Origin of the sequence: Methylobacterium segetis (genome assembly GCF_004348265.1) — a bacterium.
In the GTDB taxonomy this organism is placed as follows: Bacteria; Pseudomonadota; Alphaproteobacteria; order Rhizobiales; family Beijerinckiaceae; genus Methylobacterium; species Methylobacterium segetis.
The window spans coordinates 1-2,496 of record NZ_SMNT01000215.1; the positions used below are offsets into that span (position 1 = coordinate 1).

The following is a 2,496-nucleotide window of genomic DNA, read 5'->3' on the forward strand; positions in this document are numbered from 1 at the left end:
GGCGTGCAGCGGGGCGACGCCTTCGAGGTCGTTACGCTCGGCACGCAGGCCGACGACATCCTGACGGCCGTGCAGGGCTCGCGCTCCTACTACATCAACGGCGGCCAGGGGAACGACACCATCACCGGGGGCACGGCCAACGACTTCCTCGTGGGCGGCGCCGGCAGCGACACCCTCTCGGGCGGGGCCGGCAACGACAGCTTCATCGGCGGAGCCGGCAACGACGTCATCTCGGGCGGGGCCGGTACCGACCGCGCGATCTTCTCCTTCGCGCTGAATGCGGCGAGCATCGGCGTGACGGCGGACGGTGCCATCACGATCACGGGCACGGAGGGGACCGACACCTTCCGGGGCATCGAGCAGTTCCAGTTCAGCGACCGCACCATCGACGTCAACGACGGGTCGCCCCTGGTGGACGACCTGTTCTACCTGATCCGGAACCCGGACGTGGCCGCGGCCGGGCTCGACCCCGAGGCCCATTATGCGGCCTACGGCGCCCGCGAAGGCCGCGACCCGAACGCGTTCTTCTCGACGGACGGCTATCTCGCCGCCAATCCGGACGTGGCCAGGGCTGGGATCAACCCGCTCGACCACTACGCCCAGTTCGGCTGGCGCGAGGGCCGCGACCCGGGCGTCAACTTCGACAACGAAGCGTACCTGAAGGCGAACCCGGACGTGGCGGCGGCGGGGATCAATCCGCTCGCGCACTTCCTCGCCAATGGGCAGGAGGAGGGGCGCTCGGCCTCGCCCGCGATCGGCCGGACGAATGACATCACCCCGGCCGGGTTCGACGCGGAATACTACCTCCTGGCCAACGGGGACGTCGCCGACGCCGCCCGGGCGGCCGGCGGAAGCAGCTTTGCCTACGCGGCCCAGCACTACGAGACCTACGGCTGGCACGAGGGGCGCGACCCGAACGCGGTGTTCGACACCAGCGGCTACCTCACGGCCTATGCCGACGTGGCGGCCGCCGGGATCAACCCGCTGTCCCACTACAACGCGTTCGGCTGGCGCGAGGGCCGGGACCCGGCGGCGAACTTCGACACGTCGGGCTACCTTGCCGCCAATGGCGACGTCGCATCGGCGGGAATCAACCCGATGACGCACTACCTGCAATACGGGTTCTACGAAGGGCGCGCCGCCGTCGACGACGGCACCTTCCTGGCCTGAGCGGCTCCCGATCCGGGCTCCGCCCGCACGAAACGAGCGTGGCCGGCGCCTCAGGCGCCGGCCACGCTCCACCTGTCTGATCCGGCGCCGATCCGTCCCGCGAACCGGGATCCGCCTTGCCCCAACAGGCGATCGGGCCAGCGCGAAACGGCCCGCTTCCCTTATATCAGCGCGGCAGGACGCTCGACCCCATCAGCGCCTCGTCGATCGAGCGAGCGGCCTGGCGGCCTTCCCGGATCGCCCAGACCACGAGGGACTGGCCGCGCCGCATATCGCCCGCCGCGTAGATCTTCTCGTGCGAGGTGCGGTAATCGTTCTCGTTCGCCGTCACGTTGCCGCGCTTGTCCATGGCCACGCCGGATTGCTCCAGCAGGCCCTTGCGCACCGAGCCCGCGAAGCCGATCGCCATGAAGACGAGATCGGCGGGGAGCACGAACTCGGTGCCCTCGACCGGCTGGCGCTTGGCATCGACCCGGGCACAGACGACGCCCGTGACCTTGCCCTTCTTGCCCTCGAGCCGCAGCGTCGCCGCCTGGAACTCGCGCTCGGCACCCTCGGCCTGGCTCGAGGAGGTGCGCATCTTGGTCGGCCAGTAGGGCCAGACGGTCAGCTTGTCCTCGCGCTCCGGCGGGCGCGGGCGGATGTCGAGCTGGGTCACCGAGAGCGCGCCCTGGCGGAAGGCGGTGCCGACGCAGTCCGAGGCCGTGTCGCCGCCGCCGATCACCACGACGTTCTTGCCGCTCGCCAAGATCGGCAATTCGCCGTTGCCCGGCATCGGCTCGGCGCCGACGCGCCGGTTCGATTGGACGAGGTAGGGCATGGCGTAGTGCACGCCCTCCATTTCCTGGCCCGGCAGCTGAGGGTTGCGCGGGTCCTCTGCGCCGCCCGCGAACAGCACCGCGTCGAACTCGGCGGTGAGCTCCTCGACCGACTTCGTGACGCCGATATTCTGGTTGTAGTGGAAGACGACGCCCTCGGCCTCCATCTGCTTCACGCGCCGGTCGATGTGGCGCTTCTCCATCTTGAAGTCGGGGATGCCGTAGCGGAGCAGGCCGCCCGCCTTCGGCTCCCGCTCGAAGACGTGGACGTCGTGGCCCACGCGGGCGAGCTGCTGGGCCGCCGCCATGCCGGCCGGGCCCGAGCCGACGACCGCCACGCGCTTGCCGGTGCGCGTCTCGGCAGGCTCGGGCTTCACCCAGCCCATGTTCCAGGCGCGGTCGGCGATGGCCTGCTCGATCGTCTTGATCGCGACCGGCTGGTTCTCGAGGTTGAGCGTGCACGCCTCCTCGCAGGGGGCGGGGCAGACGCGGCCGGTAAATTCGGGGA

2 protein-coding genes are annotated in these 2,496 nt (G+C 70.3%); one reads left to right on the forward strand and one right to left on the reverse strand.

The window, feature by feature from the left end; all coding sequences use genetic code 11:
• Positions 1–1,170: calcium-binding protein (locus E1J50_RS26070; protein WP_425374971.1), on the forward strand; the 1,170-nt coding region annotated here is incomplete at its 5' end.
• Positions 1,171–1,336: 166 nt separating this feature from the next.
• Here the strand turns inward: E1J50_RS26070 and E1J50_RS26075 are convergent.
• Positions 1,337–2,496: glutamate synthase subunit beta (locus E1J50_RS26075; RefSeq protein ID WP_132257156.1), on the reverse strand; the 1,160-nt coding region annotated here is incomplete at its 5' end.